This is a genomic window from Pseudoalteromonas sp. SCSIO 43201, from assembly GCF_023716725.1.
Classification (GTDB): Bacteria; Pseudomonadota; Gammaproteobacteria; order Enterobacterales; family Alteromonadaceae; genus Pseudoalteromonas; species Pseudoalteromonas peptidolytica.
In genome coordinates this window covers 867,248-894,028 of record NZ_CP072683.1, presented here as the reverse complement: position 1 = coordinate 894,028, position 26,781 = coordinate 867,248, and the positions used below count along the sequence as shown (strand labels likewise).

The 26,781-nt window shown below is 43.3% G+C and carries 26 protein-coding genes; 15 read left to right on the top strand and 11 right to left on the bottom strand.

All coding sequences use genetic code 11. The annotated features are described in order from the left end of the window. Positions 1-89: 89 nt before the first annotated feature. From J8Z24_RS03800 to J8Z24_RS03790, 3 genes are all read left to right on the top strand, one after another. Entirely contained in the window at positions 90-569 is a 480-nt protein-coding gene (locus tag J8Z24_RS03800; RefSeq protein ID WP_176033482.1) for a glutathione peroxidase, read from the top strand. After that, complete coding sequence (locus J8Z24_RS03795) at positions 570-992, top strand: MarR family winged helix-turn-helix transcriptional regulator (protein ID WP_128731884.1); 423 nt, start codon at positions 570-572, stop codon at positions 990-992. A gap of 368 nt (positions 993-1,360) precedes the next feature. Then, entirely contained in the window at positions 1,361-1,924 is a 564-nt protein-coding gene (locus J8Z24_RS03790) for a phosphoribosyltransferase (RefSeq protein WP_125250515.1), read from the top strand. Positions 1,925-2,015: 91 nt separating this feature from the next. Here J8Z24_RS03790 and J8Z24_RS03785 read toward each other — a convergent pair whose 3' ends face one another. Next, on the bottom strand, positions 2,016-2,672 hold the full coding sequence (locus tag J8Z24_RS03785) for a Crp/Fnr family transcriptional regulator (RefSeq protein ID WP_252095289.1): 657 nt from the start codon (positions 2,670-2,672) through the stop codon (positions 2,016-2,018). Positions 2,673-3,111: 439 nt separating this feature from the next. Between J8Z24_RS03785 and J8Z24_RS03780 the strand changes: the two genes are divergently transcribed. After that, positions 3,112-3,324: a YgjV family protein gene (locus J8Z24_RS03780; RefSeq protein WP_125250517.1), complete on the top strand. Its 213-nt coding sequence runs from the start codon at positions 3,112-3,114 to the stop codon at positions 3,322-3,324. Here the strand turns inward: J8Z24_RS03780 and J8Z24_RS03775 are convergent. Then, positions 3,321-4,961, bottom strand: a complete 1,641-nt coding sequence (locus tag J8Z24_RS03775; protein ID WP_176033484.1) for an amidohydrolase — start codon at positions 4,959-4,961, stop codon at positions 3,321-3,323. The genes J8Z24_RS03780 and J8Z24_RS03775 overlap by 4 nt on opposite strands. 316 nt (positions 4,962-5,277) lie before the next feature. Here J8Z24_RS03775 and J8Z24_RS03770 point away from each other — a divergent pair, with 316 nt between their 5' ends. After that, a complete protein-coding gene (locus J8Z24_RS03770) occupies positions 5,278-5,778 on the top strand; it encodes a DUF1543 domain-containing protein (protein ID WP_252095288.1) in 501 nt (166 codons plus the stop codon). 33 nt (positions 5,779-5,811) lie between these two features. On the opposite strand, the gene J8Z24_RS03765 is transcribed toward J8Z24_RS03770, so the two are convergent. Then, on the bottom strand, positions 5,812-6,033 hold the full coding sequence (locus tag J8Z24_RS03765; protein ID WP_252095287.1) for a hypothetical protein: 222 nt from the start codon (positions 6,031-6,033) through the stop codon (positions 5,812-5,814). A 199-nt stretch (positions 6,034-6,232) separates the two neighbouring features. Here J8Z24_RS03765 and proB point away from each other — a divergent pair, with 199 nt between their 5' ends. From proB to gltX, 4 genes are all read left to right on the top strand, one after another. Further along, a complete protein-coding gene (proB, locus tag J8Z24_RS03760; RefSeq protein WP_252095286.1) occupies positions 6,233-7,345 on the top strand; it encodes a glutamate 5-kinase in 1,113 nt (370 codons plus the stop codon). A gap of 88 nt (positions 7,346-7,433) precedes the next feature. After that, positions 7,434-8,402, top strand: a complete 969-nt coding sequence (locus J8Z24_RS03755) for a GGDEF domain-containing protein (protein ID WP_252095285.1) — start codon at positions 7,434-7,436, stop codon at positions 8,400-8,402. A 167-nt stretch (positions 8,403-8,569) separates the two neighbouring features. Beyond that, positions 8,570-8,935 carry a glutaredoxin family protein gene (locus tag J8Z24_RS03750; protein WP_125250523.1) on the top strand — a complete coding sequence of 122 codons (366 nt, stop codon included), beginning with the start codon at positions 8,570-8,572 and terminating at the stop codon, positions 8,933-8,935. An 82-nt stretch (positions 8,936-9,017) separates the two neighbouring features. Next, the gene (gene gltX, locus J8Z24_RS03745) at positions 9,018-10,505 is read left to right on the top strand and encodes a glutamate--tRNA ligase (protein ID WP_252095284.1); all 1,488 of its coding nucleotides are present in this window, start codon (positions 9,018-9,020) and stop codon (positions 10,503-10,505) included. Between the two features lie 94 nt (positions 10,506-10,599). Here the strand turns inward: gltX and parC are convergent, their stop codons facing one another. The 7 genes from parC to J8Z24_RS03710 form a co-directional block, all read right to left on the bottom strand. Then, positions 10,600-12,900 carry a DNA topoisomerase IV subunit A gene (gene parC / locus J8Z24_RS03740; RefSeq protein WP_125250525.1) on the bottom strand — a complete coding sequence of 767 codons (2,301 nt, stop codon included), beginning with the start codon at positions 12,898-12,900 and terminating at the stop codon, positions 10,600-10,602. Positions 12,901-12,908: 8 nt separating this feature from the next. After that, positions 12,909-14,018 carry a PQQ-dependent sugar dehydrogenase gene (locus J8Z24_RS03735; RefSeq protein ID WP_147388796.1) on the bottom strand — a complete coding sequence of 370 codons (1,110 nt, stop codon included), beginning with the start codon at positions 14,016-14,018 and terminating at the stop codon, positions 12,909-12,911. A 1-nt stretch (position 14,019) separates the two neighbouring features. After that, positions 14,020-15,909, bottom strand: coding sequence for a DNA topoisomerase IV subunit B (parE, locus tag J8Z24_RS03730; protein ID WP_125250527.1), 1,890 nt, complete (start codon positions 15,907-15,909; stop codon positions 14,020-14,022). A gap of 77 nt (positions 15,910-15,986) precedes the next feature. Continuing rightward, positions 15,987-16,550 (bottom strand): YqiA/YcfP family alpha/beta fold hydrolase, encoded by a 564-nt coding sequence (locus J8Z24_RS03725; RefSeq protein WP_125250528.1) that lies wholly within the window; start codon positions 16,548-16,550, stop codon positions 15,987-15,989. Further along, positions 16,535-17,299, bottom strand: a complete 765-nt coding sequence (locus J8Z24_RS03720) for a metallophosphoesterase family protein (protein ID WP_252095283.1) — start codon at positions 17,297-17,299, stop codon at positions 16,535-16,537. Before J8Z24_RS03720 ends, J8Z24_RS03725 begins: the two co-directional genes overlap by 16 nt. Then, positions 17,286-17,741: a DUF1249 domain-containing protein gene (locus J8Z24_RS03715; protein ID WP_252095282.1), complete on the bottom strand. Its 456-nt coding sequence runs from the start codon at positions 17,739-17,741 to the stop codon at positions 17,286-17,288. Before J8Z24_RS03715 ends, J8Z24_RS03720 begins: the two co-directional genes overlap by 14 nt. Before the next feature lie 11 nt (positions 17,742-17,752). Then, positions 17,753-18,367, bottom strand: a complete 615-nt coding sequence (locus J8Z24_RS03710; RefSeq protein WP_252095281.1) for an NUDIX domain-containing protein — start codon at positions 18,365-18,367, stop codon at positions 17,753-17,755. 247 nt (positions 18,368-18,614) lie between these two features. On the opposite strand from J8Z24_RS03710, the gene tolC reads away from it, so the two are divergent. From tolC to J8Z24_RS03695, 3 genes are all read left to right on the top strand, one after another. After that, entirely contained in the window at positions 18,615-19,961 is a 1,347-nt protein-coding gene (gene tolC, locus J8Z24_RS03705) for an outer membrane channel protein TolC (protein ID WP_147388792.1), read from the top strand. Positions 19,962-20,066: 105 nt separating this feature from the next. After that, on the top strand, positions 20,067-20,990 hold the full coding sequence (gene lpxL / locus J8Z24_RS03700) for an LpxL/LpxP family Kdo(2)-lipid IV(A) lauroyl/palmitoleoyl acyltransferase (protein ID WP_252095280.1): 924 nt from the start codon (positions 20,067-20,069) through the stop codon (positions 20,988-20,990). Positions 20,991-21,009: 19 nt separating this feature from the next. Further along, positions 21,010-21,621 (top strand): TcpQ domain-containing protein, encoded by a 612-nt coding sequence (locus J8Z24_RS03695; protein ID WP_125250534.1) that lies wholly within the window; start codon positions 21,010-21,012, stop codon positions 21,619-21,621. Here the strand turns inward: J8Z24_RS03695 and glnE are convergent. Next, positions 21,618-24,413: a bifunctional [glutamate--ammonia ligase]-adenylyl-L-tyrosine phosphorylase/[glutamate--ammonia-ligase] adenylyltransferase gene (glnE, locus tag J8Z24_RS03690; RefSeq protein WP_176033492.1), complete on the bottom strand. Its 2,796-nt coding sequence runs from the start codon at positions 24,411-24,413 to the stop codon at positions 21,618-21,620. The two genes, J8Z24_RS03695 and glnE, sit on opposite strands and share 4 nt — an antisense overlap. Positions 24,414-24,491: 78 nt before the next feature. Here glnE and J8Z24_RS03685 point away from each other — a divergent pair, with 78 nt between their 5' ends. From J8Z24_RS03685 to rsmE, 3 genes are all read left to right on the top strand, one after another. Beyond that, complete coding sequence (locus J8Z24_RS03685; protein ID WP_252095279.1) at positions 24,492-25,385, top strand: DUF350 domain-containing protein; 894 nt, start codon at positions 24,492-24,494, stop codon at positions 25,383-25,385. A gap of 11 nt (positions 25,386-25,396) precedes the next feature. After that, complete coding sequence (locus tag J8Z24_RS03680; protein WP_128730916.1) at positions 25,397-25,912, top strand: hypothetical protein; 516 nt, start codon at positions 25,397-25,399, stop codon at positions 25,910-25,912. A 121-nt stretch (positions 25,913-26,033) separates the two neighbouring features. Continuing rightward, complete coding sequence (gene rsmE / locus J8Z24_RS03675) at positions 26,034-26,768, top strand: 16S rRNA (uracil(1498)-N(3))-methyltransferase (protein ID WP_147388822.1); 735 nt, start codon at positions 26,034-26,036, stop codon at positions 26,766-26,768. The last annotated feature ends 13 nt before the right edge of the window (positions 26,769-26,781 follow it).

Sequence of the window (26,781 nt, the reverse complement as noted above, 5' to 3'; positions counted from 1 at the left end):
TAGTCATTTGCATTTGAGATTATCCACTTGCAATATTGAGAATTTGCCGATAAATTAGATCGCACACGATTAAATCTCAAGAGATTAATATGGCTAATTTATATCAGTTTGAAGCAAACACACTCCAAGGTAAGACATTTTCATTTACGGACTTACAGGACAAAGTCGTACTAATAGTCAATACCGCCAGTGAATGCGGCTTAACTCCACAATACGAAGGCCTACAAAAGCTACATCAACAGTATGCCGAGCAAGGCTTAGTGATTATTGGATTTCCTTGTAATCAATTTGGGAAACAAGAGCCAGGCGATGCAAAGCAAATTCAAGAAGGTTGCCTAATCAACTATGGTGTTGACTTTCAAATGATGGAAAAAATAGAAGTTAATGGCGATAACGCACATCCGCTTTATCAGTATCTAAAATCTATATTACCTGGAATGTTTGGTAACAAAATAAAATGGAACTTCACCAAATTTTTATTCGATAAACAAGGCCTGCCCGTAAAGCGCTACGCACCAATAACAAAACCGGCACAAATTGCACAAGACATTGAAGAGCTACTGCGTTAAATGAGTAAATCCAACCCTCAGCTCAACCTTGATAACCAGCTTTGCTTCAAGCTTTATAACGCGTCGAGACAAGTTACAAGACTCTATCAGCCGCTACTCAAAGAAGTTGGGCTCACTTACCCGCAATATATAGTGCTACTTATTCTGTGGGAGCAAGACGGACAACTAGTGAAAGAAATCGGCAAGCGAGCGGGGCTGAATAGCAACACACTCACCCCTTTGCTGAAAAGGCTTGAGCAGCATGGAATAGTCTCACGGAACAAAACACCGGATGATGAACGACACACAATTATTCACTTAACTAAAGCTGGAAAAGCACTAGAGCAATCCTGCGCCTGCATTCCAGCCCAAATGTTGGAAAAGTCAGGGTTAAGCATGGAGCAAATGCAGCTGCTAAAAAGCGCACTCGATTTGTTGCAATGATCTAGACTTAGCGTCAAACCAAGATCTAATACCAATTAGACTTAATACTTGCTCAATTTGAAGGAGTAAATCTGACGCTAACCGCGTTAAAAATTTCTCATTTAGAACCACTAAATAGCAAAATTTTTGCCTTGTTATCGACAAGATTTTCTCTCCTCAAAATAGACCACTTAATTAAGATAATTGGTATAAATCAAAAAATGAAAATAAAAAGACATCAATATTGCAGCATTTTCGACTGCTTTACGTTAAAATATTCGGTTATACCAGTTACGCAAGTTCCTGTGACTTGCGAATAATTGTAGTTGGTATCAATTGGCAGCAGTTGCTGCTTATCACCATCACACGGGCTTCCTAACGGGGTATTTATGTCAGATAAGTGCTATATCACAGCGCAACAATTGCTAGAAGATTCATTTCGCTTAGCCGCTAAAGTTTATGAAGATGGGTTTAGACCTGACTTTATTATTGGTATTTGGCGTGGTGGTGCGCCTATTGGTATTGCAGTGCAAGAATTCTACGACTACAAAGGCATCGAAACCGATCACATTGCAGTGCGTACTTCCTCTTACTATGGCATTGGCAAGCAATCGAAAGAAATCAAAGTACATGGCTTGCACTATATAGTCGAAAATGCGAATGCTGACGACTCATTACTGATTGTTGATGATGTCTTTGATTCTGGTCGCAGTATTTTCGCATTAAAGGAAAAACTTGAAGAGCTAATGCGGTTAAACTTACCGCGAGATATTCGCGTAGCTTGTCCATACTACAAGCCTGCGAATAAGAAGGTGCCCATGACACCAGATTACTTTATTCATGAGTCTGATGAATGGCTAGTATTTCCTCATGAGCTTTCGGGGTTAACCCCTGAAGAGTTAATCGAGGGTAAGTCAGATCTCGCTAATATTAAGCACTTGTTCGCTAAGTAGTTTAATATAAAAGCAATGAGGGCGAGTGTTACTCGCCCTTTTTATTAACCTAAACTTCCGATAATCTATTGTATTTTGGCTATGATCCCCATCAAGCTTGCGCAAAGCTATCTACAAACGCTTCAAGCGTATCAATGTCTACTGGTTTTAATCCTTCACTACTGCGCACTATAAGTCCTTTTTCTACTAATTCACTCACCACTCGACGGTAAGCACGCTCGGTAGTGGCAAATCGTTCAGCTTCGGCGCTAACCGTTGAGTAGGCTCGTAATAGTGTCGGATTAGAGTTTTCCGCGCGCAACAAACAATCTTTAGCAATGTTATAGCTCAAAGGTAATAATAATTTGTCTAAGTTTATCTTCTGATTTTCGGTGAATTTTGCCGCAATGGTTTGTGCTGTGTACAAGCTCAGCTCAGGTTGCTCAAGCAGTAACTTTCGCCAGTATTTTAGCTCGATTAGGTGATATGTCACATCACTCAAACACGTTACCGTGTAAATACAAGGCTGATTATTCAGTGCCTCAATTTCCCCAATCAAAGTATTGTTACAATCTAGTTGGCCAAGCAACAAACGACGACCGTTACCGACATCATAACTAAAAGATACAGTTCCACTGGTGACTAATATAAGCTTACTCAGCGGCTCGTCTTGGTGGATCAAGACTTCCTTTTTACTGTGTTGAAAACTGTTACCAGCAAAAGCGAGTAACTGTTCGACCAAATTGGTTGAAAAATGATATTGAAACATCTAGATGGCTCTTCGGACAAATGTCCTATTTATTAAACTATAATGACGTTAGCATGAATTTTTAAGTTTTACGCTAACTCACACTGTTTAAGTAGTATCACATTACATCGCTGCGCGAATTTATTGCATGATATTACCTTTAAACCCCCACTTCCCGTGTTAGAGCTAAGTGATTGGTGCTAATTTCTAGGGGTTTGTGGGTTAGCCTTTTTATACCAATTTGCTTAATTAAGTGACCTACTGTGAGGCGAGAAAATCTTGTCGATAACAAGGCAAAATTTTACTTTTTAGAGGTTCTAAAGTAAAAAATTTTGAACGCCGTTAGCGCCAGATTGACTCCTTCATATTGAGCAAGTATTAAGACTAATCGATATTATTCTGCACGAGACACAAATTCGAGCATAAACTATATGCTAACGCAACTTAGGGGAGAGAACAAATGAGTTGGGAATATTTAGGCTATTTAGCCTCTGCTTTTTTGGTCTTATCTTTAATGATGAGTGATGTGACCAAGTTGCGTTGGTTTAATTTGATCGGCTGTATTTGTTTTACTGCCTACGGCGCACTTATTCAAGCGTGGCCGGTGGCATTAACGAATGGCTTACTGGCTCTCGTTAACACCTACCACTTGGTAAAACTGCAAAAGCGCTAACGCTGGTATTTTAATTCACCCGCAATCCACGTTTGCTCAACTTGAATATCGTCAATAACATCGTCGTTTACGGTAAAATAATCTTGGTCAATAAGAATAAAATCAGCCCATTTACCTTGCTCTAAACTCCCTAATTTATACTCTTGAAATGCACTATAGGCAGCGTCTAAGGTAAACGCTCGTAGTGCTTGCACCTTGGTGAGCTTTTCAGCCGGACGCCAGCCTTGTTCGGGTAAGTTTTGGTGATCTTGTCTGGTAATAGCAGCATGTAAACCATGAAATGGGTTAGCCAATTCAACGGGGAAGTCAGATCCAGCAGCTACTCTACTGCCCTGCTTCAAAAATGTTTGCCAAGCATACGCTCCTCGAAGCTGCTTATCATCTAAGCGTTTTTCTGCCATGTGCATATCCGATGTTGCATGCACAGGCTGCATCGAGGGGATAATATCCAAGGTTTTAAAACGCGGTATATCATCAGGGTGAACAATTTGTGCGTGCTCAATCCGATTTCTCAGTAGTCTCCCGCCCACTTTAGTAAACACATTTTGATAAGCATCAAGTACGATACGATTCGCTCTGTCACCAATAGCATGGGTATGTGCACTGTATCCATGACGGATACTTTGTACTATCAGAGATTCAAGCGTGGATTGGTTTTCAAGCATCAGCCCGCGATGACCTTTACGATCATGATAGTCACCAATTAATGCAGCACCTCGGCTACCCAGTGCGCCATCAGCATAGATTTTCACACTGCGGATAGATAATTGATCTTGGGTGTCTTTGATTATCCCTGCCCCCAACATTTCACCCAGTTTAGGTGAGCTGGCGCTGAGCATCGCATAGACGCGAAGCGGCATAGTGCGCTGTTTTGCTCGAGCTTGGTAAACCTGCCATGTGGTGTGGTCAATTCCTGCATCATGCGCTGATGTGATCCCAAGACTCAACAAGTGCTCTGCGGCTTTATCTAAAGCTAAGTTCACTTGTTCTTGAGACAGTGTTGGGACTTGGCGACGAACCAGCTCCTCAGCTTTATCGATAAAGATACCACTCGGCTGCCCAGTGCTAAGCTTTATGATTTCTCCCCCTTCAGGAGTTTGGGTTGCACTTGAAATATTGGCTAGCTCCATTGCTTTAGTATTGACCCAAATCGCATGACCATCGACTCGAGTTAACATGACGGGTTTATCTTTAACGTACTTATCTAAGTCCGCTGCGGTTGGAAATTGCCCACCGGGCCATAAAGTTTGATCCCATCCACGGCCTATTATCCATGCCCCTTTATGTGTTTTAGCGTAAGCAGTGAGCCGTTTACCTATTTCAGCAATGGAACTGCTACCACGTACATCGAGGGTCAGCAAATTGTTACCTAACCCTATAATGTGCCCGTGCGCATCAATTAATCCTGGTAATAAAGTTTTGCCTTCACCATTAAACTTTATTGCATTGGGGTATTGTTCACTGAGGTCCTTTTCGCTGGTTTTAACGACCTTTCCATCTTTTATCACTAACGAGGAAAACCGCGTAACTGCTTGTGATTTAGTTGGCGTGTAGCCATTTACATTATGTATAACCGTGACTTGTGCTGTTGCACAGAGGCTAAAAACAGCCAAAAGCGCGAGGAATGTTTTTTTCATTTTCGTGTCCTTCACTGAGAATTTTTATACCAATTCTCTTAATTAAATCGTCTATTTTGAGGCGAGAAAGTCTTGTCGACAACACCGCTTCCGCGTCCTGTAGGCAAGGAAAAACCTTGCTATTTAGTGGTTCTAAATAAGAAGTTTTTAACGCAGTTAGTATTAGATATACGCCTTCAAATTGACCTAGAATTAAGGTTAATTAGTATTATTCAGCATAAGCATCTACAGGACTAAAGCCAAGCCTTTGCGTTAATTGTATACTTAACTTTATTACCTTAAGTTTGTTAACGTTGCGAAATAGGGAACCATAGTAGTGAAATTATTTATTGTCTATCTCGGTGGTCGTATCAAAGGTTGCCATATCGAAATGCACGATGTTCGGTTTGTTGCCGCAAACTCGATTGAAGAAGCATACCCTAAGCTAAAACAGCAATGGGTTGGTGATAAAAACGCCGTACACATGGATAGCTACACAATTATAGAGCATGCTGATGGTTATGCCGTAGAGCTTACTGAAGCGGCTGTGCAACAAGCTGAACATTTGTATTTTGTTAATTTAGGCGGGTATAAGCCGAATAGTTTAGCGGAGGCACACGACTTTGGCTTGTTTGTTGCCACAAGTGCTGATGAAGCAAAAACAAAAGCAAAGGCGCGCCTACTGGCTGGATTTAGCCATATTCATAAGGATGATTTGCATGAAGTCGATGATTGTTTTGCTATTGATTTGTTCGACCAAAACTTAAATATAAAACTCACCCACAGCGGCCAAAGCACTTCCCTTACACCAATTTGGTTTGGCTACCACCCGCTATAATCGTGTATGTAGGTCACATTTTTAATCGCAGCGCTAGCGCTCGTTATTTTCGTCGTTATCCGCTTTAATAGCGATTTTTATCGCGATAATAACGACGGCAAACATTAGAAAAGGTAGCGCTGCAAGAGAGTATTCAACTAAATGGCTATCTTTGTAACTAGGCTGAAGAATAAAATGGCCGCCAACACACATCACGATTACCACAAAAAGTAGTGGTAACATCATAATCTCTTTGTTCTTCTTGTGTTTTTTCATTGTGAACTCAGCTAGTTATTCTTTCGTTGCATGACATTACTCTCTCACACACAGTGTAAAAAAGCTTTGATCGAAATCAGTGCTGCCAATTATACCAATTTGCCTAAAGTTAGAAATAAAATTCGCGTATTTATCACTTGGGAGCGCCCAATGTCCGTGGTATAAAAGCAGGTATTGCTGAAAACGTAGTCAACTAACCATGACCAAAAATAACAAACAAATCATAGTGATCAAACTTGGTACTAGTGTATTAACTGCAGGCAGCCAAACACTCAACAAGCCAAGACTGGTAGAACTGGTAAGGCAGTGTGTTACATTACGAGAAGCAGGCCATCAGATCATTATTGTGTCGAGTGGAGCAGTTGCGGCAGGTCGTGGTGTGTTGTCGCAACAAGTTGGGCATTCACTGGCAGAAAAGCAAATGCTTGCAGCGATAGGCCAAGGCCAGTTAATCCACTTGTGGCAGTCACTTTTTGGTATTTATGATGTCAATGTCGCGCAAATGTTGCTCACCCGGGCGGATTTAGAGCACCGTGAACGCTATTTAACCGCAAGGGATATGCTCACTAAATTATTAGAGCATCACGTTATACCTATCATTAATGAAAATGATGCGGTAGCAACATCAGAAATAAAGGTCGGTGATAACGATAACTTATCTGCCTACGTTGCCATTTTAGCCAATGCCGATAAGCTGGTGCTGTTAACCGATCAGCATGGACTTTTCACCGCCGATCCCCGCGCTAACCCTGAAGCTAAGCTCATCGAGCAAGTAACCCAGATAAATGATGAGCTAAGAGCACTGGCGGGAGATAGCGGCACTCAACTTGGTACTGGTGGTATGGCCACGAAATTACAAGCTGCTGATATTGCACAGCGAGCCGGTGTTGATGTAGTAATTGCTAAGGGTAGCGAATATGACATTATCCCTCAGGTACTATCTCAGACCGCCCCCGCTACCACCTTTTTGAAATTTGATGCGCCAGTGGGTGGGCGTAAACGTTGGCTGCTGTCGGGTCCCAAATCATCAGGTCGCATTATTTGTGATACCGGTGCTATCAAGGCGGTGTGCCATCAAGGCGCAAGTTTACTCGCAAAAGGCATTGTTGCCGTTGAAGGTCAGTTTCAACGTGGTGAATTGATCCAAGTCTTTTGTCAAAATGGTAAGCTTCAAGCGCAAGGCTTGACCAACTTAGACAGTCAAGCCCTGAGTCTCGTGCTTGGCTGTCATAGTAACGAATTTTCACAGCGCTTGGGGTTTAAGACCGAAGAGGAGATCATTCATCGCGACAACATGGTGATTTTGACATAAAAGGAAGCCAATAAAAGCATCAATATCGCTGAAATTTTGGCTGGTTGTTCTACACTTAGCAGGTATTAATGCAATCACGAGGCTACTTATGTCAACTAGCTATTCACCATGTGGTCATGAACTTACTGTACAGCTCTTGGCACAAAAAAGTGAGTCGCAACTGGCACAAGCGTTGGAACATATTGTCGCCGATGCCTGTGAAACCCATTATGCTTTTTACTTTAGTAAAAGCCTCAGTGCAAATGAAATACCTAACCCCCTATTTGTAAGCCATCGCGATGTCTGCCTTAGCATCGATTCAACAACCTCAGTGCTGAACAAAACCAATAAAATAGAGGGAGATAAACACCTTATTCAACATGGCGGTGATAGTATCATACCGCTATGGCATCACACCGAATTAGTCGGTTTCTTGTATGTTAAAGGTCAACTTAACTTTACCTTGGCGACTCTATTAAAGCACTTACTCAATGTCTTTATTCATCAAATGGCAACGTTACATTTTGCTCGAATCGACCCACTTTCACAATTATTAAACCGCCAAACCTTTGATGAGAAAGTAATTGAAATAACCAATGGAGAAGGTTTTACGGTCTGCCGAGAAGCCAGTGATGAGCGCAAGTGGTACTTAGCCATGATCGATATTGATCATTTCAAACAAGTTAATGACAACTTTGGCCATGTTATTGGCGACGAAGTTATTTTGTTAGTAGCACAAATTATTAAGGCGAATTTCAGAACCGAGGATTATACCTTTCGTTACGGCGGTGAGGAGTTTTCGATACTCTTTCAAAGCTTTGATGATGATGCTGCGCTTATAGCACTAGAAAGGCTCAGAGAGCATATTGCCACCAGCCGCTTCCCGCAGGTCGAACACGTCTCCGTGAGTATTGGCTTTACAGAAGTAGTTGACACACTGCAAGTGTCAGAGCAAGTACACAAAGCCGATCAAGCGCTTTATTACTCTAAAGACAATGGTCGTAATCGAGTGACTAACTACCTCTCATTAGGATTATCTGAGTCACACTACGAATGTGCAGAAATCGAGTTGTTTTAACTCGTATTATATATAGCGTTCAAAGAATATGCTAAACTCCCCTGCCTAATTTATACCAATTATCTTAATTAACCTGAGCTGCGGATAATTAATGCCTTTCTAGCAGCCAGTTTTAGCGCTAATTGGTATTATTGGTACTACTTTAAGCAACAGGTTTGGGAAAAGTTATGCAATTTGTGAGATGGTTTTTAGGACGTCTAATTTTACTTTTTGATTTTATTTTTACCCCACGCAGTAAAAAGCGTGCCGCAGAGCAGCAGCAAAAGCTAGATGCAATGACAGCAAATTTAAAGCTATATCAGTTTAAAGCTTGCCCATTTTGTGTCAAAGTCCGCCGTGCAGCCAAGCGTGAAGGGCTGAAGCTAGAAACTCGAGACGCTAAAAACGATGAACAGTACCGCCAAGAGTTACTTGAGCAAGGCGGAAAAATTAAAGTACCTTGTTTACGTATTGAAGAGCAAAACAAAGTCACGTGGTTATACGAGTCTAATGACATTGTTGCCTACTTAGAAAAGCTGGAAAAAGCAGCTTAAATTGCGCACCTCGCTTTGCGCCAATCGGGCGCTATGCTAGCATAGCCCCATCAATCGACTAATCCATTTTAAGAGAATTTTGATGACTATCCGTACTCGTGTCGCACCCTCTCCTACGGGTGATCCGCATTTAGGAACGGCTTATATTGCCTTATTCAACTATTGTTTTGCCAAGCAACAAGGCGGCGAATTTGTACTACGTATTGAAGATACCGATCAGGTGCGCAGTACTGTTGAGTCTGAGCAAGCTATCATGGACAGCCTGCGCTGGTTAGGACTTGACTGGGATCATGGTCCGGATGTCGGTGGCGAGTTTGGCCCATATCGTCAATCAGAACGTTCTGAACTGTATAAAAAGTTTGCCCATCAACTCGTTGATGAAGGCAAAGCATTCTATTGTTTTGCAACGGCTGAAGAATTAGATGAGATGCGTGAAGCGCAGATGGCAGAGGGGTTACGCCCTAAATATGACGGCCGTGGTTTACGCCTATCTGAAGAAGAAGTAAAGGCAAATCTAGAAGCGGGCAAACCGTACGTTATTCGTATGAAGATCCCAGAAGAAGGTACCTTCAAGTTTAACGATTACCTACGCGGCGAAATAGAGATCCCTTGGGAAAACGTAGACATGCAAGTATTGTTGAAAGCTGATGGCTTCCCAACTTACTTCCTTGCTAACGTAGTCGATGACCACCACATGGAAATAAGCCATATCTTCCGTGGAGAGGAATGGATTAATTCAGCACCTAAGCTATTAAAGCTATACGAAGATTTCGGCTGGCAAGCACCAGTACTTGGTCACCTACCGCTACTGCGTAACCCTGATAAGTCAAAATTATCAAAGCGTAAAAACCCAACTTCAATTAACTACTATAAAGAAATGGGTTTCTTGCCAGAAGCACTGCTTAACTATTTAGGCCGTATGGGTTGGTCAATGCCTGATGAGCGTGAAAAGTTTACCCTAGCTGAGATGATTGAGCACTTTGACATGAAGCGTGTGTCACTTGGTGGGCCTATTTTTGATATTGATAAGCTAAACTGGTTAAATGGACTTTGGATCCGTGAAAATTTAACTGATGCCGAGCTGATCCAGCGTTTTGTTGATTGGAAGTTCAATGGCGATATGTTAGCCCGAGTACTACCTGAAGCCAAAGCGCGTATTAACACCTTATCTGACTTAGTTGGCCTAGCTGGTCACTTTGTTGGCGGTATACCTGAGTACGACCCAGCGTTATTAACAGCGGGTAAAGCGGACGAGGAAGTCGTTCGTCAGGCACTTCAATTCTTTATTTGGGAACTGGAAAAGCTGCGTACTTGGAATAAGTCTGAGATTTTCGCTATTGCAAAATCAGTGGCTACACATCATGAGCTTAAGATAAAAGAGTTCTTAGAGCCTATTTTTGTTGCTATTACAGGCAAAACATCATCAACCTCAGTAGTTGATGCAATGGAAGTGTTAGGCTCTGACCTTTCTCGTGCGCGCTTAAGAGTAGCGCTTGAGTATGTTGGTGTTTCTAAAAAGCAAGCTAAAAAGCTTGAAAAAGCATATCGAGAATATCCATCGATTGCGTAGTGCAATATTGCATAAAAAAGCCGCTCATGTAGCGGCTTTTTCTTTGCTTCGACTTAGACAGCTGAGTTTACGCTCAGGAAAGGCAGTACTTTTACTATTGTTCGCTGTCTGGGTTTGCGCTTTCTTCAGTTAAATCAGCACTACTTTTCTCTAAATCGTAACTGTCAACACGCTGTAAGCCTCGCGGTAGCTTGTTGCCTCGTCGTCCGCGCTCACCATAGTAATGTTCTAAGTCGCTCGGTTTAAGGGTCAACTTTCGTTTACCTGCATGTAGGGTAACGGAAACCCCCTCTGGTACCACTGCAAGCACCTTGACGAACTCTTCTCGGCTTTGCACTTTGGCACTTGGAATAGAGATGATCTTATTTCCTTTACCTTTACCAAGCTTGGGTAAGTCACGCAGTGGGAATAGCAGCATACGACCTTCACTTGAGATAGCCATACACCTATCTGTGGCAACATCAAATACCTCTATAGGTGCAATCAAGTGTGCGCCTTTCGGTACGCTTACAAATGCTTTACCATTTTTATTTTTACTGACCATATCAGCAAAGTCGCTGATAAAGCCGTAGCCACCATCTGTAGCCATTAAATATGTAGACTTCTCCTCACCCATAACGACATGCTCAAAGTTGCACCCGGGCGCAGGATTAAAGCGGCCCGTCATCGGTTCACCTTGGCTTCTAGCCGATGGCAAGCTATGTGCATCCGTCGCAAAAGCGCGGCCAGAGGTATCTAAAAATACCGCAGGCTGGTTGCTTTTACCTTTAGCGGAGGCCTTATAACTATCTCCTGAGCGGTAGTTTAGGCCTTCAGCATCAATATCATGGCCTTTAGCAACCCGTGCCCAACCTTTTTCAGACAGTACCACAGTGACCGCTTCTGATGGGATTAAATCTTTTTCACTCAGCGCTTTGGCTTCGCCTCGCTCAACGACTGGAGAGCGTCTGTCATCACCATAGAGCTCAGCGGCTTCTTGGATCTCCTTTTTCATCAGGGTTGACATGCGGCGCTCAGAACCTAAGGTTTTTTCCAGCCCATCACGCTCTTTTTCTAGCTCATCTTGCTCGCCACGGATCTTCATTTCTTCCAGCTTTGCAAGGTGGCGGAGTTTTAGGTCTAATATCGCTTCCGCTTGTTTATCTGAGAGGCCAAAACGTGAAATCAACTCTTCTTTCGGCTTGTCTTCATTACGAATGATTTCGATGACCTCATCGATATTCAAAAACGCAATCATCAAGCCTTCAAGAATATGCAAACGAGCCAGTACTTTGTCTAGGCGATACTGTAAGCGTCTGCGCACCGTTTCACGGCGGAATATTAACCACTCAGATAAGATCTGACGTAAATCTTTGACCTGTGGACGACCATCCAAACCAATCATATTCAGATTTACACGGTAGTTCTTTTCAAGATCTGTGGTGGCAAATAAATGCGCCATTAATGGCTCAACCTTAACCCGATTAGAACGCGGCACGATAACAATACGCGTCGGATTTTCATGATCTGACTCGTCACGCAAGTCAGCTACCATCGGCAGCTTTTTGGCCGTCATCTGGGCAGCGATTTGCTCTAATACCTTGGCACCTGAGCACTGGTGTGGTAAAGCTGTGATCACCACTTCGCCTTGCTCTTCAGTGTACACAGCGCGCATTTTGATTGAGCCACGCCCCGTAGTGTATAGCTTCTTGATCTCTTCTTGCGGGGTAATAATTTCAGCGTCGGTTGGATAATCAGGCGCTTTCACTATTTCTAGAATTTCTTCTAGCTCAGTTTTTGGCTTATCCAATAATAAGCAACAGGCCTGTGCTACTTCACGCACATTGTGTGGTGGAATATCGGTTGCCATACCAACCGCAATACCTGTAACACCATTTAGTAAAATGTGAGGTAACCGAGCAGGTAATACTTTTGGCTCATCCAAGGTGCCATCAAAGTTAGCCGTCCAATCTACTGTCCCTTGTCCTAATTCTTTTAGTAACACTTCAGAGAACTTAGACAAGCGCGCTTCGGTATAACGCATTGCGGCAAAAGACTTAGGATCGTCCGCAGCTCCCCAGTTACCTTGACCATCCACGAGCGGATAGCGGTATGAGAAAGGCTGTGCCATAAGTACCATTGCCTCATAACAAGCACTATCACCGTGTGGGTGATACTTACCGAGTACGTCACCAACAGTACGAGCTGACTTTTTATATTTAGCTTGGGCAGATAAACCCAACTCACTCATCGCATACACAATACGACGCTGTACAGGTTTTAGGCCATCACCAATATGCGGTAACGCCCTATCCATGATCACATACATGGAGTAATTCAAATAGGCGTCTTCTGTAAAACGTCCCATTGCAAGTTGTTCAATGCCTTGTAATGACAAAGCTTGAGGATCTGTCATGTTACACCTTACTTGTTGTTGTAGCTGATGCGGTAAATTGCATTGGCGTAATCATCGGAAACGAGTAGGCTACCATCGCTAAGTTCAGCTACGGCAGCAGGTCGGCCATAGGTTGTTTCGTTTTCCATAAAACCACTAAGGAAAGGTTGATAACCGGTAATTTGGTCATTTTCTATTGTGGCAAGCATCACCCGATAACCTACTTTTTTGCTGCGATTCCATGAGCCGTGTTCAGCAACAAACAACTGGTTTTTCATTGCTTTTGGAAATTGCTCACCACGATAGAAATGAATGCCCAGCGGTGCAACATGCGCTTGCAACGCCAGTGCAGGCATCGTGTAGTCAGTCACGGACTTACCTTTGCCAAATTCAGGATCAAGCACGCTACCGCCGTGTACATAAGGAAAGCCAAAGTGCTGACCAATTTCATCCACGCGGTTGATTTCACAAGGTGGAATATCATCTCCCATCATGTCTCGGCCGTTGTCGCTGAACCACAACTTTCCAGTCACGGGGTGGTAGTCAAACCCCACCGTATTACGCACGCCTTTAGCAACCGTCGAAAACGCTTTCGTCTCTAGGTTTAATGAGAAGATACGACCAAATTTAGGGTCTTCAGCACAAATATTACAAGGTACACCAACAGGGATAATTAACTCCCCCTCTGGCGATACCGTGAGATACTTCCAGCCATGATGGCGTTTATCAGGTAAATCATCAAATACCACGTCCTTTACTGGGGCTTTGAGATTTTTTGCAATTTGCTTGAAACGTATAATACGCTCCACTTCGGCAACGTATAAATCACCGTCTTTTAATGCGATACCAGAGGGCATATTAAGCCCCTCTGCCACTAGGATTTTTTTGTCAGCAATACCATCACGATTATTGTCGATAAGCGCATGAACTTTACCAGCTTTGCGCGACCCGACATAAACGGTGCCGTCTTTACCTACAGCCATTTGCCTTGCATTTTCAACATCTTTGGCAAAATAGCTGACTTTATAACCGTCTGGCACCACTAGGCGTGATAGAATGTCACTTGCAAGTGCTTGTGAACTGAGCAAAACTGCGGCAAATGCACTCGTTATTGTGGTCAGTTTATATTGTTTTTTCATCTTAAACCTCTGCCTTATCTCCGTGCTGCTCAAGCCATACCTTGCGGTCGCTAGAGCGTTTTTTTGCTAACAGCATGTCCATCATTTCGAGCGTCTGCTCTGGCTCATCTAATGTCAGCTGCACCAAACGTCTAGTATTCGGATCCATGGTAGTTTCGCGTAGTTGCATTGGGTTCATTTCACCTAACCCCTTGAAGCGCTGCACGTTAACTTTACCGCGTTTCTTTTCGGCCTCGATGCGGTCTAAAATGCCCTTTTTCTCGTCTTCATCTAGGGCGTAATAAACTTCTTTACCAACATCAATACGAAACAGTGGCGGCATGGCAACAAATACATGGCCCTTGCGAACAAGCTCGGGGAAATGTTTTACAAATAAAGCACATAATAAAGTGGCGATGTGAAGTCCATCAGAGTCAGCATCCGCAAGAATACATACTTTGCCGTAGCGAAGACCAGATAAATCCTCAGAATCTGGGTCGATGCCTAATGCCACAGAAATATCATGCACTTCTTGTGACGCTAAGATCTGACCCGACTCGACTTCCCAAGTATTCAAGATTTTACCGCGTAGTGGCATGATTGCTTGAAATTCACGGTCTCTCGCTTGTTTTGCCGAGCCACCTGCTGAGTCCCCTTCCACTAAGAAGATTTCAGAGCGCTCTGTTTCACTGCCTGAGCAGTCGGTTAATTTACCGGGTAAGGCTGGACCTGAAGTGACTTTTTTACGAACGACTTTCTTTGCTGCACGCAAACGCTTTTGAGCATTACTTATACACAGCTCAGCCAGTAGCTCCGCGGTTTCTGTATGCTCATTTAGCCAGAGGCTGAAAGCATCTTTGACGATACCTGACACAAAAGTGGCACAGGAGCGCGAAGACAGCTTTTCTTTCGTTTGACCGGCAAACTGCGGATCTTGCATTTTTACCGATAAAACATAACTACAGCGATCCCACACATCATCAGGTGTCAGTTTAACACCACGCGGGATCAAGTTTCTAAATTCGCAAAACTCACGCATGGCTTCAAGCAAGCCTTGGCGCAAGCCATTTACATGCGTTCCACCTTGCGCGGTAGGGATTAAGTTTACGTAGCTCTCAGCTATAGACTCGCCACCTTCCGGTAGCCAATGAAGCGCCCAATCGACGCCTTCAGTAGAACCGCTAAAGCTCCCAGTAAAAGGAGACTTTGGTAACACTTCGTACCCTTCGGCACTGTCTTTTAGATAATCTTCTAACCCAGCTTCGTAATGCCACTCTTGTGTCTCTTTCGTTTGTTTATTCACAAAACGAATGCGCAGCCCTGGGCATAATACGGCCTTGGCTTTGAGTAAATGGTTCAGTTTGGTAAGTGAAAAGTTGGCAGAATCAAAATAGCTGGGGTCAGGCCAAAAGTGCACTGAGGTTCCAGTATTGCGTTTACCGACGCTGCCTGTAACCCTCAAGTCTTCTACCTTATCGCCATTTTCAAATGCCATTTCATAGACTTGAGCATCGCGCTTAACGGTAATTTCAACCCGAGTCGATAACGCATTCACCACCGAGATACCAACGCCATGAAGACCGCCTGAAAATTGATAGTTTTTATTGGAAAACTTACCACCGGCATGTAACTTGGTTAATATCAACTCAACCCCAGGTACTCCCTCTTCAGGGTGAATATCAACGGGCATTCCTCGGCCATCATCAATGACCTCGAACGAGTTATCTTCATGTAGGATCACATCTATTTTAGTGGCATGCCCAGCTAAGGCTTCATCGACACTGTTATCAATAACCTCTTGACCTAAATGATTTGGTCTTGTGGTATCGGTATACATGCCGGGGCGACGTTTAACTGGCTCTAAGCCATTGAGTACCTCAATAGCTTCGGCATTATAGTTTTGCTGACTCATAGGCTAGTTCTGGTTATCTTTTTATCCGCTAGTATATGCACAACATGACGATTTACGCAGATATTTGTGCACAGATTTCAATTTGTGATAGTTAAAAATTTGGCGATGGTAGTAAAATAGCGTGAAAACTCGACAAAGCTATGATCCCCACCAAACTCTATAATTTGACGACAATGACTATAATAGCGTACCGCTTCTTCAAAAGGCAGCACCTCATCACCTGTTTGTTGCAATAATAGCAAGTTTTCTGGATTACTAAGCTTTGGTGTGTATATTGTTTTTAACGCTTCAACATGCTCGTACAGTAACTCATAATGACAATCCTGATATGGGTTGTATTGTGGCCCAAGGTAGTCGTTAAGTAATAAAAAAGGCCTAACAGCAGGGTTTATCACCACAGCTTTGCAGCCTTTTAGCTGTGAAAAGTAGGTGGCATAGTATCCACCCAGTGAACTACCTAATAACACAGTATCAGAATCAATGATGCTATCCAACTGTGCGAGTGCAACTCGAGGATCGAAATGCAGCCTAGGGGTTATATAACGCTCTGGCTTTCCACGCATATACACACCAAACTCCGTTGCCTTAAAGGATAGCTCTGAGCTGTTAAAGCCATGAATATAGACTACCTGTCGAGCCATTTGACCTCTGTATTTATACCGTTGTTATTAAAGGTTATTAGACGATATGCGGGCCCTAAATCACACTGCTGCCACTCTTTAGTATGCTTTACAAACTGAATTGAAGTTGCAGGCGTGGCATAAATAGGTAATGTACGAAATGTTTGTTGATACTCATGGTGTACATGACCGTGAAACAGCCCTATGACCTGCTTGGTATCCACTAACGTGTTGAGCAGTTCAGGTCCATTTTCAAGCATGTGTTTATCTAAATATCCATCAATGGACTTAGGGTGATGATGTGTAAACACAATCGTTTGTTGTGTTATATGACGTTTTAGCGCGTCGAGATGCGCCCTTTCACACCACCCTGCCGGTGTTTCGCCTTTTGAATTTACCAACAGTATTTCACCAAACGGGGCTGTGATCCTCTTGTGGGGAAAAATCTTCCCAGTACTAATTTGCTCAAGTAAGGCGATGTCATCATGATTCCCTGGCACCCACAATACTGGGCAATGCAGCTCACTGTTAGTGACCAAACGGGCGAAAGCTTGATACGACTCGGTCGTATGGTCTTGAGTTAAGTCGCCGCCAAATATGACCACATCGCAATGCTCTTGTGCCATCGCAGCCAATGTTTGTTGTAGATTGGCTGCAGTATTCACACCAAAATACTCACCCGAATCGTCAGCAAATAAATGACTATCGCTGAAGTGTCCAATCCTAATTTGCTGCTTGTTGATTGTTAATGCAGACTCAAACCATGCCATTATTCACATCCCAGTTTAGTTGTACTCGGCCTTTTTCTAAGCACACCATTAACCAATCAGCCAAAAAAGCATTAACTTGATACTTTTCGTCCTTCTGATGCATATCAGGGTTTGGGTAGCCATAAGAGGGTTTGATCCGGCGATGATAATTACGATGGATAACTTCAGCAACTTTCGCATCGTGATATAAACGCACAGACAAAGAGAAATGTGGTAAATGTTCACTCACCACCGCAACTTGCTCAATTAAGATGTCTGTGGTGTACTTACTCACGCCTTCTACTGTCAGGCTGTAGCGAGCAGAGGCCAGATCAATAATACGACACTCCCCGGGCGATTCCTCAGGCAGCAATTTAAGCATCCGTAAATAATTACGCTCACACAAAGTAATGTAGCGAGGCAGAGATTGAATATACTGCTTTGAACTGAGCATCTGTGACAAAAATACAACTCCTATCCTGCTTGCACAATTCGCGCTTTATTTAGTGCCAACCATTGTAGACTAATAACAGTCGCAGCGTTATCGATTTCCTCATTATCCAGTCGAGCTAAGGCGTCTTCAAAGGGAATAACATGTACTTTAATATCCTCATGTTCTGTATCGAGGCCAAAAATTCCACCAGCGTCAGTCAAGTCGGTAAGCGCCAGATATAAATACAATCGCTCCGTTGTGCCACCGGGGCTGGATAGGTAAGAACGCATATAAATCATTTCATTAAGGTCAAGCCCTGCCTCTTCTTTTGCTTCTTTTCGCGCTACGGCTTCATAATCTTGGCTTCCTTCAGCCATGCCCGCTATACACTCCAGTAACCATGGTGTGTTTTTAGAGGCCAATGCACCTATTCGAATTTGCTCAACAAGTAGCACCCTATCTGTCACTGGATCATAGGGTAATACGGCAACGGCATGCCCTCGCTCAAGTATCTCTCGGGTAACGGTTGGTGAGACTCCACCGGCAAATAGAGCATGACTAAATTGGTATTTGTGAATGGTAAAGAAGCCATCAAAGACTGTTTCCATTGAAGAAACAGTGACATCGGCTTTATTAAACTGACTCAAAGATTTCATAAAATAATCCTGTTATTTTTGACAGCAACGGTTTAAAAGCTAACCAATCGCCCTTATATTAGCTTCATACTCTAAAAAGTAAACGAAGTCGTTTACCTTTAACTTTTTCCACTTTACAATACCCCGAAGGTATTAATATATTCTGTTACACTTGTTGGCGATGTTTTACGCATTAAGTCTTTAATTGGGCTGTAAAAACAGGGTAACATGCTGACAGTATAAAAATTGTCTAAGGACTGAGCGAAAAATGAAAAAAACTCTACTATCGTTGGTTGTTGGGTTGTCGTGCGCACTTTCAAGCAGCCTGTCCCACGCGGAAGACTTACTGCAAGTATACGACATTGCAACGGCTAACGATCCCACGGTATTAAAAGCAAAAGCACAGGCGGATTCACAGAAGTATGCCCAAGACCAGGCCCTAGGGGTGTTGTTACCTCAACTTGGTTTTAGAATGAGCTACTCAGATACCAATTCTGAAGGTGCTCCTAATAGTCAAAACGATGCCACAGATTATACGTTAGTAGAATCAGACAGCGATACTTTTAGCCGTTCGATTACACTAAATCAAACCATTTTTGATATGGCTTCGTGGCAGAGCTTATCCATCGCTGAAAAACGTGCAATGCAGGCTATGACTCAGTATGAGCGTGAAAAGCAATCTCTGATTGTTCGTATCGCTGAAGGTTACTTTAATGTGCTTAGTGCGTTAGATAGCCTAGAGTTTGTCCAAGCTGAAAAGCGCGCAATTGAACGCCAACTAGAGCAAACAAAACAGCGCTATGAGGTGGGCTTGACAGCAATTACTGACGTTCATGAAGCGCGAGCTCAGTTTGACCGTGCAGTCGCCGATGAGATAATCGCGAGCAATGCAGTGGAAACTGCTCGAGAGACACTACGTACCATTACGGGTAAGTACCATGCTAAGTTGGATAAGCTTAATACAGAAACGTTCTCAACTGTAAAGCCAACGCAAGATACTTCTGATTTTATTGAAATTGCAAAAGGTAAAAACCTAGACTTACAAGTTGCTAAGTCTGCGGTTGAGATTGCAAAAGATCAGATTGACCTTGCAAATGCAGGCCATTATCCAACGCTAAATTTGAGCGCAACATACAGCGACTCCTTAACTGATTTAACCGGCAGACAACATGCCCCTCGTGGTGATGAAACCACGGTAGGACTAACGCTCGACGTGCCAATTTACTCTGGCGGTCGAACGGTGGCTGCGACAGATCAAGCTCGTGCTAATTTTGTAGCTAGTAGCGAAGATATGGAAGCGGCAATGCGCAACATGACACGCTCGGTCATCACTTCATATAACCAAGTGGCTTCTGATGTTGCAACCTATCGTGCACTTGAGCAAGCGGTAGTCTCTGCAGAAAGCGCATTGCAAGCCACAGAAGCAGGATTTGATGTAGGTACTCGTACTATTGTTGACGTGCTAGTAAGCACACAAAACCTGTATAACGCCAAACGTAACTTAGCGGATATTCGCTATCGCTATGTGTTGTCTTCGCTTCGTTTAAAGCAAGCTTCAGGGACATTGTCTCGTGCTGATCTTGAAGCAATTAACCAAGGTTTGATTGAAGGCTAAGTACTTAAATTATTACCTCTGAAAAGGCCAGCTATGCTGGCTTTTTGTATTTTTACAGCAATATCGATAAACTAGCTGCTTCAATTAAGTCTTAGGTATATTACTTTGGTTACGCATTCACCTTTTAAATGGTCATTTCTAGCACCTAAATTTTGGCTAACTTGGCTGGGTGTCTTTTTTCTTTATCTCATTTCTTGGTTACCACAACGCTGGCAGTTTGCCATTGGCAAAGGGCTTGGCCGCCTGATCCACAAATATATGAAACGACGCCGCCACATTGCTGATGTGAACTTAAAGCTATGTTTTCCGCATCTTACTGAAGCTGAGCATCACGCCATGCTGCTACAAAATATGGAGAACACAGCAATAGCAACGCTTGAAACCGGCATGGCTTGGTGGTGGCCTACATGGCGTGTAAACCGCGTTGTTGGCTCAATCAAAGGAGTAGAGCACATTGAGGCTGTTCAGCAACAAGGTAAAGGCGTGCTCATGCTGGTGCCGCATATGCTGCATTTAGAAATGGTTAGTCGAGTTCTGGGTACCAAAATACAAGGGGTTGGATTTTATCGTCCCCATAACAATCCGCTTATGGAGTTTTTCATGACTCGTGGTCGACTGCGCTCTAACGAATACCTAGTCACCAAACGAGACGTAAAAGGGCTCCTAAAAACTTTGGCAAGTAAGCGTGTGTGTTATTACCTACCGGATCAGGATTATGGCCGCAAGCGCTGTGAGTTTGCACCGTTCTTTGCAGTACCTGATGCAGCTACTACTACTGGTACTTTGTTATTTTCTGCTAGTAAAAATGCTGAGACTTTAAGCTTACACTGTACGAGGGACAACAAAGGGATGTATCATCTAGAAATACAACCTGTTTTGGAAGCGTTTCCAAGCGGTGATAACCTTGCTGATGTCACCCGTGTTAACGAGAGAATGGAGCAAGCAATCAATTGCGCACCAGATCAATACATGTGGGTACATCGACGCTTTAAAACGCGTCCAGATGAGAAAGCACCTTCGCTATACTAGCAGCTCGGAGTAGTTTTTTATGGCAAAAAAAAGAAGAAAAAGCAATGTATCCGCAATTTGGTTTTGGACCAAGCACCTTTCTTTGGGTGTGCTATTGATATGGGCTGCCTACTATTTTCTTTTTGGCGCATCAAAGAATTTAAATTTTAAAGAAACCACAAATGTTGCCGCCCAAGGGTTATCACAATTTTACGAAAGCTTCAGAAATAGAATGAGTGATCGCGATACCGATCGCGAAAAGTACGTGATTACATTAGGCAAGCCAACCTACCCGTTAGATGATGCACTCGCCCAAAGAGCATTGGCAGTAAAACCTTCAAACTCGAAGTGGACAGGCGAAAAACAACCAAGACGCTTCGACACCGGAGATACATTAAAAGATGTGCTGTCAAAACAAGCAAAGGAAGAAGGTGTAGAGCTGTTTTGGTACCTTGAACGAGATTATGTGGTGAAGTATAACTTCCGCCTTGATACTGACTTTGTCACCGCGTTATATCAGGTAGGCACGGCGATTAACGATGACTTCGAATTTCAAGTATATACTTTCTTCTGTCCACGGGAGCGTGCTGCGGTGATCACTCAAAACCCACCGCTGTACGTACGTGAAAATTGTCGCAAGTTGGCCGGTTAGCCTAATAAGCGCTGCCAAACTTGTGTAACCTGTTGAGCGTATTGTGTAAATTCGCTGCGCTCAACCGCCCTGCCGAGCTGATTCAAACTGTTAAAGTGGTACCTATCTCTAAATAGGCAATACGCTGAAACCAGTGTTTCCATCTCAAGTTTTTCTATCATAGCAACAGCTCCTGCTTGCTCTAAAATACGGATGTTATCCGTATACTTACACAGTTGAGGATAGGTATGACTATATTGGAGCACTATGTATTGACTCATAAACTCAATATCTGTCATGCCGCCAACGCCTTGCTTTAGGTCAAACCGTTGCTCGTTGTCTTGATTTAGGTGCTGGCGCATTTTTTCACGCATTTTACACACATCATCGACTAATTTAGTGCTATCGCGCTTTTGCGTCAGGATCCCATGGCGAATTTCAGTAAAACGTGTTTGCATTGTTTCTTCACCGAGTACCATACGTGCCCTCACTAAAGCCTGATGCTCCCAAGTCCAAGCTTGCTCAAGTTGATACTGATAAAAGCTCTCAAGGTTAATCGCCAGTAAACCTGAATTTCCTTCTGGGCGCAGACGGGTATCAAGTTCATATAACATACCCGATAGCGTCTTGGTATTGAACAAGTGCATAAGACGCTGTGCCAACTTCATGTAAAATTGTCTCGATGAAATCGACTTTTCACCTTGCGTGTAGCTTTCACCATCTCGATTGTGTACAAAGACTAAATCTAAATCTGAGTTATAACCTAATTCATAGCCACCGGCCTTACCGTAGGCTATGACAGCAAAGCCTTTTTCTGTAATCGTAGCTCCTTGTGGCGCACCATAGCGAGCCACCATATGCCCCCAAGCAATGTCTACCGCTTTTGCAATAATCGCTTCGGCTAAGGCTGTAAGGTGGTCACTCACCTTCATTATGTCGAGCACTCCTGTGGCATCTGCTGCTGCGATCTTAAGCTGATGAGTTTGCTTAAACTGGCGCAGCGCTTCCATTTGTGTTTCTACATCTTGCTCGTCAATACGTAAAAAGAGTTGCTGGATCTCGCTGTGATAAGCACTTAATGGCAGTGGTTTATATAGACTTTGTGGGTCTATTAGCTCATCGAGTAAGATGGGGTATTTGGCAATATGCTCTGCAATCCAGGCACTGTGACAACAAAGTTTAATTAGCTGTGTTAACGCACCATGATTTTCATATAGCAGCTCTAGATAAGCGGTTCGAGAAACAATTTTATTAATAACACTGAATACACGTGCCAAAGCAGGTTCGATGTTCTGTTTGCTCAATTCACGTAATAGCGCAGGGATCAACTTATCTAGAATATCTCTGCCTCGGGTACCGGCTTGTTTTTTACTTAGCCCGGATTTAAATGCTTCCAGATCAGCCTGCCACTGTGGAAAACAAGGTGTCGCATTACACTCACCAAGCTGCATAATTTCCGCACTTTGCCAAGCATAAACTGCGCTGTCATCATCTTCTACCGCCTCTTCAGGCGGCTCACCAATAACTTGATTGAACTCAGTTCGAACCTCTTCCATTATTCGCTGAAGTGTTTGTTCGACCTGAGTATAATCCTGACACTGCAATAAGTAGCTAAGGCGCAAACAAGCAAGTGTATCATCGGGTAAAGTTTGAGTCTGTTTGTCATCGAATGCTTGTAAGTATTGTTCAACTTTTCGAAGTGACAGGTAATGATTGTAGAGCGTGTTTTTAACCTCTTTAGGCACTATATCTAGCGCTTCTAGTTGTTCAAGCGCAGTTAACAACGACGACGTTTGTAATGGTGTTTCACGCCCTCCTCGAATAAGCTGCAATGCTTGTACGATAAACTCCACTTCGCGGATACCACCAGCACCAAGCTTAATGTTATTTGTTAAGCCTTTGCGTCTAACTTCTTGGGCTATCATCTGTTTCATTTTGCGCAAAGAGTCAATTACTGAAAAGTCAATATAACGGCGATAAACAAAAGGCCTTATCAAATCATAAAACTCTTGCCAATACGCTGATGGCTCACCAATGGGACGCGCTTTTAACATGGCGTAGCGCTCCCACTCACGACCTTGATCTTGATAGTAGTCTTCCATTGCCGCATAACTCATCACCAGCGGGCCACTATCGCCAAAAGGTCTCAACCGCATGTCAACTCTGAACACTTGGCCATCCACAGTCACTTGGTTTAGTGCTGCAATTAACTTTTGAGCCACACGAGTGTAAAACACCTGTGCTTCGATGCTACGCCTCCCTCCTGTAGTCGAAATACTTCGAGGGTAAGCAAAAATAAGATCAATGTCAGACGAGAAATTTAGCTCTTTACCACCTAACTTGCCCATGCCCAATACTGTCATTGGAAGTGGATTATCAGCTTCATCCTTTGGAGAACCTGACTGTACTTCACAAGATGAGTACGCCCATTGGTAGGCATTGGCTATCAAGGTGTCTGACAGGGCTGAAATATAGCCAATACTGTCATCAATTGGGTTATCTGCTACCAAATCCAGCCACATCACCTTCAACCAATACTTCAACCGGTAATGACGTAATTGTGCAAAGGCTTGTTGCTCATCAGGCAGTGGGGCAGAAAAGTCAAACACCGCTGGGCAATCGCGTCTTTTCATCTGTGCATCATCAAGAAGCCATGCGCCCCATTCGGGAAATCGCGACAAGATACGAAATGCAAAGTCACTCAAAGCGAGCAAACGAGCCAGTTTGGGCTGCACCGTTTTATCGCCAAAAACAATTTTAAAACGTTCAAGCGCAAGCGCATTTAATGCCTGTTGTGAAAACAATTCCGACATAAAAACTCCACGGTTAGCTGGCTCTCTTTGTGAGCAGTGTTATAGTAACTCTATCTAAAACACAACCTTACACCGAGTATGAGTTATTTGTCTTTACACAATATCAATTTTTTGGCGATTTTAATTTGCTTTGTTATCGTCTGTGCACTCACTATTTTGTTACGTTTAATGATCCAACGCATTGCCAATAACCTACTTGAAGAAGAGCTAGCCCAACGTGACAACTTTGCTCTTGGGATCAGTTATGCAAGTCAAATAACCATGTTGTGTATTTGTGTCGCCTATTTATTCAATGACCTAGGTGTGGTGAGAGCGCAAGCATATCCACTGCAAGTCGGATTCCACATCAGCTTAGTTATCGCGTTTATATATTTTGGGCAATGGATCCATCGCAAGTGGATTTTATATCAATTCAATGAAGAAGAAGCGATTTTAAAACAGAATATCTGCGCCGCGATGGTTGACTCGGGTATGTTGCTGGGCAATACGATTTTGGTGCTAGGCATGTATCACTGGGTGCATCCGAAAGGCTGGAGTGATTTGCTTGTGGTAGCACTTGGCTTTTTACTGCTACAGCTTTTATTTACGTTAGACAGTAAAGTAAGAGAAAGTCGCTTTGCTAAACTCAATCAGGGCGCGTCCTTGCAGCAAAACTTTAATTTGCGAAACACCTCGATTGGGATCCGCTATGCAGGGAAAACCATTGGCCTAGCTTTAGCCATTTATGCAGGTCTTCATAGTGCCCCCTACCATGGGGCTAAAGTCGTCGAAAACTTATTCTCTGTCGTTATTCATTGCGGTGTGATGTGGATATTTCTGTATCTGGGCAGTCATGTCCTTTTGCATCTATCCTTGCCAAAGGTCAACATTGGCCTTGAAGTCGATCACCAAGACAATGTCGGGATCGCCTGTTTAGAGTTTGCGGTTTTTTGTTCTATGGGCTATTTACTTATTAACTTGTTTTCGGCGTAACATGGCCTTGTATGAATGCACAAAGTGACGGATTTTTGCTAGTTGATTCCAACTGGGACTTTAGCCTAGAACTCGTCGCGCATATACAAAGTTTACATGAGGGTCTTGCCAGCAACATTATCATTGCTGGCGATAACACCAAACAGATGCTCAAAATGATGTTTAATGAACAGATTAAAGACTACTGCTATTGTGACTTTGATAATGAAATCAGCGTCTCTGAACTCGCGACGTATCTGCATCGCCACCATAATATTAGTGCAGTGTTGCTATACTCCCTTGACTACCACCTTGCAAGCGAAGAACAACGATTTATTTTTGACTCCCTTCACCCGCACCGATTTTTAATTGAGCAGTCACCACAAGGCTTTACCTTAAATATGCTTCGGGCTTCTACCACATTAAATCACTTATCATGCCACCCCAACATTGTAAGCTTACCAGCTCCGGATTTAATTCTTGCTAAGCTCACAGGCTTGTTATGCTCAAAGGAAAAAGTACTGGACAACCCTGTTGTAGATCAATGATAGCCATTACGTGCAAATATTCTAAGTGCCAGACTCAAATTGAGATATAAACAAGCGCTGATATAGACTAACGAAGCACAAGCGCTTACCATTGCCAAAAACAGCCACTCAATTTTCAATTATGCGTATTCCACATATTTATCAAGATTCACCGCTCGAAATTGGTATTCCTGTAACCTTAGATGATGATGCTGCTGGCCATATCGGCCGCGTTTTAAGAATGACGACCAAGGACAAAGTAAGCTTATTCAATGGTCAAGGTGGAGAGTATCTGTGTCATTTGAGCGAAGTGAGTAAAAAGAAAGTTATTGCTGTCCCTGAAACATTTCAAGACAATAATGTAGAGTCTCCGCTTGCCATACACCTTGGTCAAGGCATTTCCCGAGGTGATAAAATGGACTTTACTATTCAAAAGTCAGTTGAGCTTGGTGTCAGTGAAATAACCCCCTTATTCACAACCCGCTGCGGTGTAAAATTAAATGCAGAACGCCTAGCTAAAAAGCATCAGCAATGGCAAAAAATCGCCATCGCAGCAGCAGAGCAGTCGGGACGCAACACCATCACAGTGATCCACCCTCCAATAGAGCTGTCACAGTGGTTAAAACAACATAGTGATGAGCTAAAAGTTACCCTTCACCCACGTGCTGAGCACTCTATTAAAACGCTACCTTACACTCAATCTGGGATACGTTTTTTAGTCGGCCCAGAAGGTGGCTTTACTGATGAAGAACTGGTAGCCACCGCAGAGCAAGGCTTTATTGATGTACGTTTGGGCCCTCGCGTGCTAAGAACAGAAACCGCGGCCTTAACAGTACTAAGCGCACTGCAACTACAATTTGGTGATTTGGCTCTTTAAATACACAGAGTAA

Bases quoted from the DNA above. Each gene is read 5' to 3' on its own strand.
- J8Z24_RS03800 (WP_176033482.1), top strand. From the start codon at position 90: ATGGCTAATTTATATCAGTTTGAAGCAAACACACTCCAAGGTAAGACA.
- J8Z24_RS03795 (WP_128731884.1), top strand. From the start codon at position 570: ATGAGTAAATCCAACCCTCAGCTCAACCTTGATAACCAGCTTTGCTTC.
- J8Z24_RS03790 (WP_125250515.1), top strand. From the start codon at position 1,361: ATGTCAGATAAGTGCTATATCACAGCGCAACAATTGCTAGAAGATTCA.
- J8Z24_RS03785 (WP_252095289.1), bottom strand. From the start codon at position 2,672: ATGTTTCAATATCATTTTTCAACCAATTTGGTCGAACAGTTACTCGCT.
- J8Z24_RS03780 (WP_125250517.1), top strand. From the start codon at position 3,112: ATGAGTTGGGAATATTTAGGCTATTTAGCCTCTGCTTTTTTGGTCTTA.
- J8Z24_RS03775 (WP_176033484.1), bottom strand. From the start codon at position 4,961: ATGAAAAAAACATTCCTCGCGCTTTTGGCTGTTTTTAGCCTCTGTGCA.
- J8Z24_RS03765 (WP_252095287.1), bottom strand. From the start codon at position 6,033: ATGAAAAAACACAAGAAGAACAAAGAGATTATGATGTTACCACTACTT.
- proB (WP_252095286.1), top strand. From the start codon at position 6,233: ATGACCAAAAATAACAAACAAATCATAGTGATCAAACTTGGTACTAGT.
- J8Z24_RS03755 (WP_252095285.1), top strand. From the start codon at position 7,434: ATGTCAACTAGCTATTCACCATGTGGTCATGAACTTACTGTACAGCTC.
- J8Z24_RS03750 (WP_125250523.1), top strand. From the start codon at position 8,570: ATGCAATTTGTGAGATGGTTTTTAGGACGTCTAATTTTACTTTTTGAT.
- gltX (WP_252095284.1), top strand. From the start codon at position 9,018: ATGACTATCCGTACTCGTGTCGCACCCTCTCCTACGGGTGATCCGCAT.
- parC (WP_125250525.1), bottom strand. From the start codon at position 12,900: ATGACAGATCCTCAAGCTTTGTCATTACAAGGCATTGAACAACTTGCA.
- J8Z24_RS03735 (WP_147388796.1), bottom strand. From the start codon at position 14,018: ATGAAAAAACAATATAAACTGACCACAATAACGAGTGCATTTGCCGCA.
- parE (WP_125250527.1), bottom strand. From the start codon at position 15,909: ATGAGTCAGCAAAACTATAATGCCGAAGCTATTGAGGTACTCAATGGC.
- J8Z24_RS03725 (WP_125250528.1), bottom strand. From the start codon at position 16,550: ATGGCTCGACAGGTAGTCTATATTCATGGCTTTAACAGCTCAGAGCTA.
- J8Z24_RS03720 (WP_252095283.1), bottom strand. From the start codon at position 17,299: ATGGCATGGTTTGAGTCTGCATTAACAATCAACAAGCAGCAAATTAGG.
- J8Z24_RS03710 (WP_252095281.1), bottom strand. From the start codon at position 18,367: ATGAAATCTTTGAGTCAGTTTAATAAAGCCGATGTCACTGTTTCTTCA.
- tolC (WP_147388792.1), top strand. From the start codon at position 18,615: ATGAAAAAAACTCTACTATCGTTGGTTGTTGGGTTGTCGTGCGCACTT.
- J8Z24_RS03695 (WP_125250534.1), top strand. From the start codon at position 21,010: ATGGCAAAAAAAAGAAGAAAAAGCAATGTATCCGCAATTTGGTTTTGG.
- glnE (WP_176033492.1), bottom strand. From the start codon at position 24,413: ATGTCGGAATTGTTTTCACAACAGGCATTAAATGCGCTTGCGCTTGAA.
- J8Z24_RS03685 (WP_252095279.1), top strand. From the start codon at position 24,492: ATGAGTTATTTGTCTTTACACAATATCAATTTTTTGGCGATTTTAATT.
- J8Z24_RS03680 (WP_128730916.1), top strand. From the start codon at position 25,397: ATGAATGCACAAAGTGACGGATTTTTGCTAGTTGATTCCAACTGGGAC.
- rsmE (WP_147388822.1), top strand. From the start codon at position 26,034: ATGCGTATTCCACATATTTATCAAGATTCACCGCTCGAAATTGGTATT.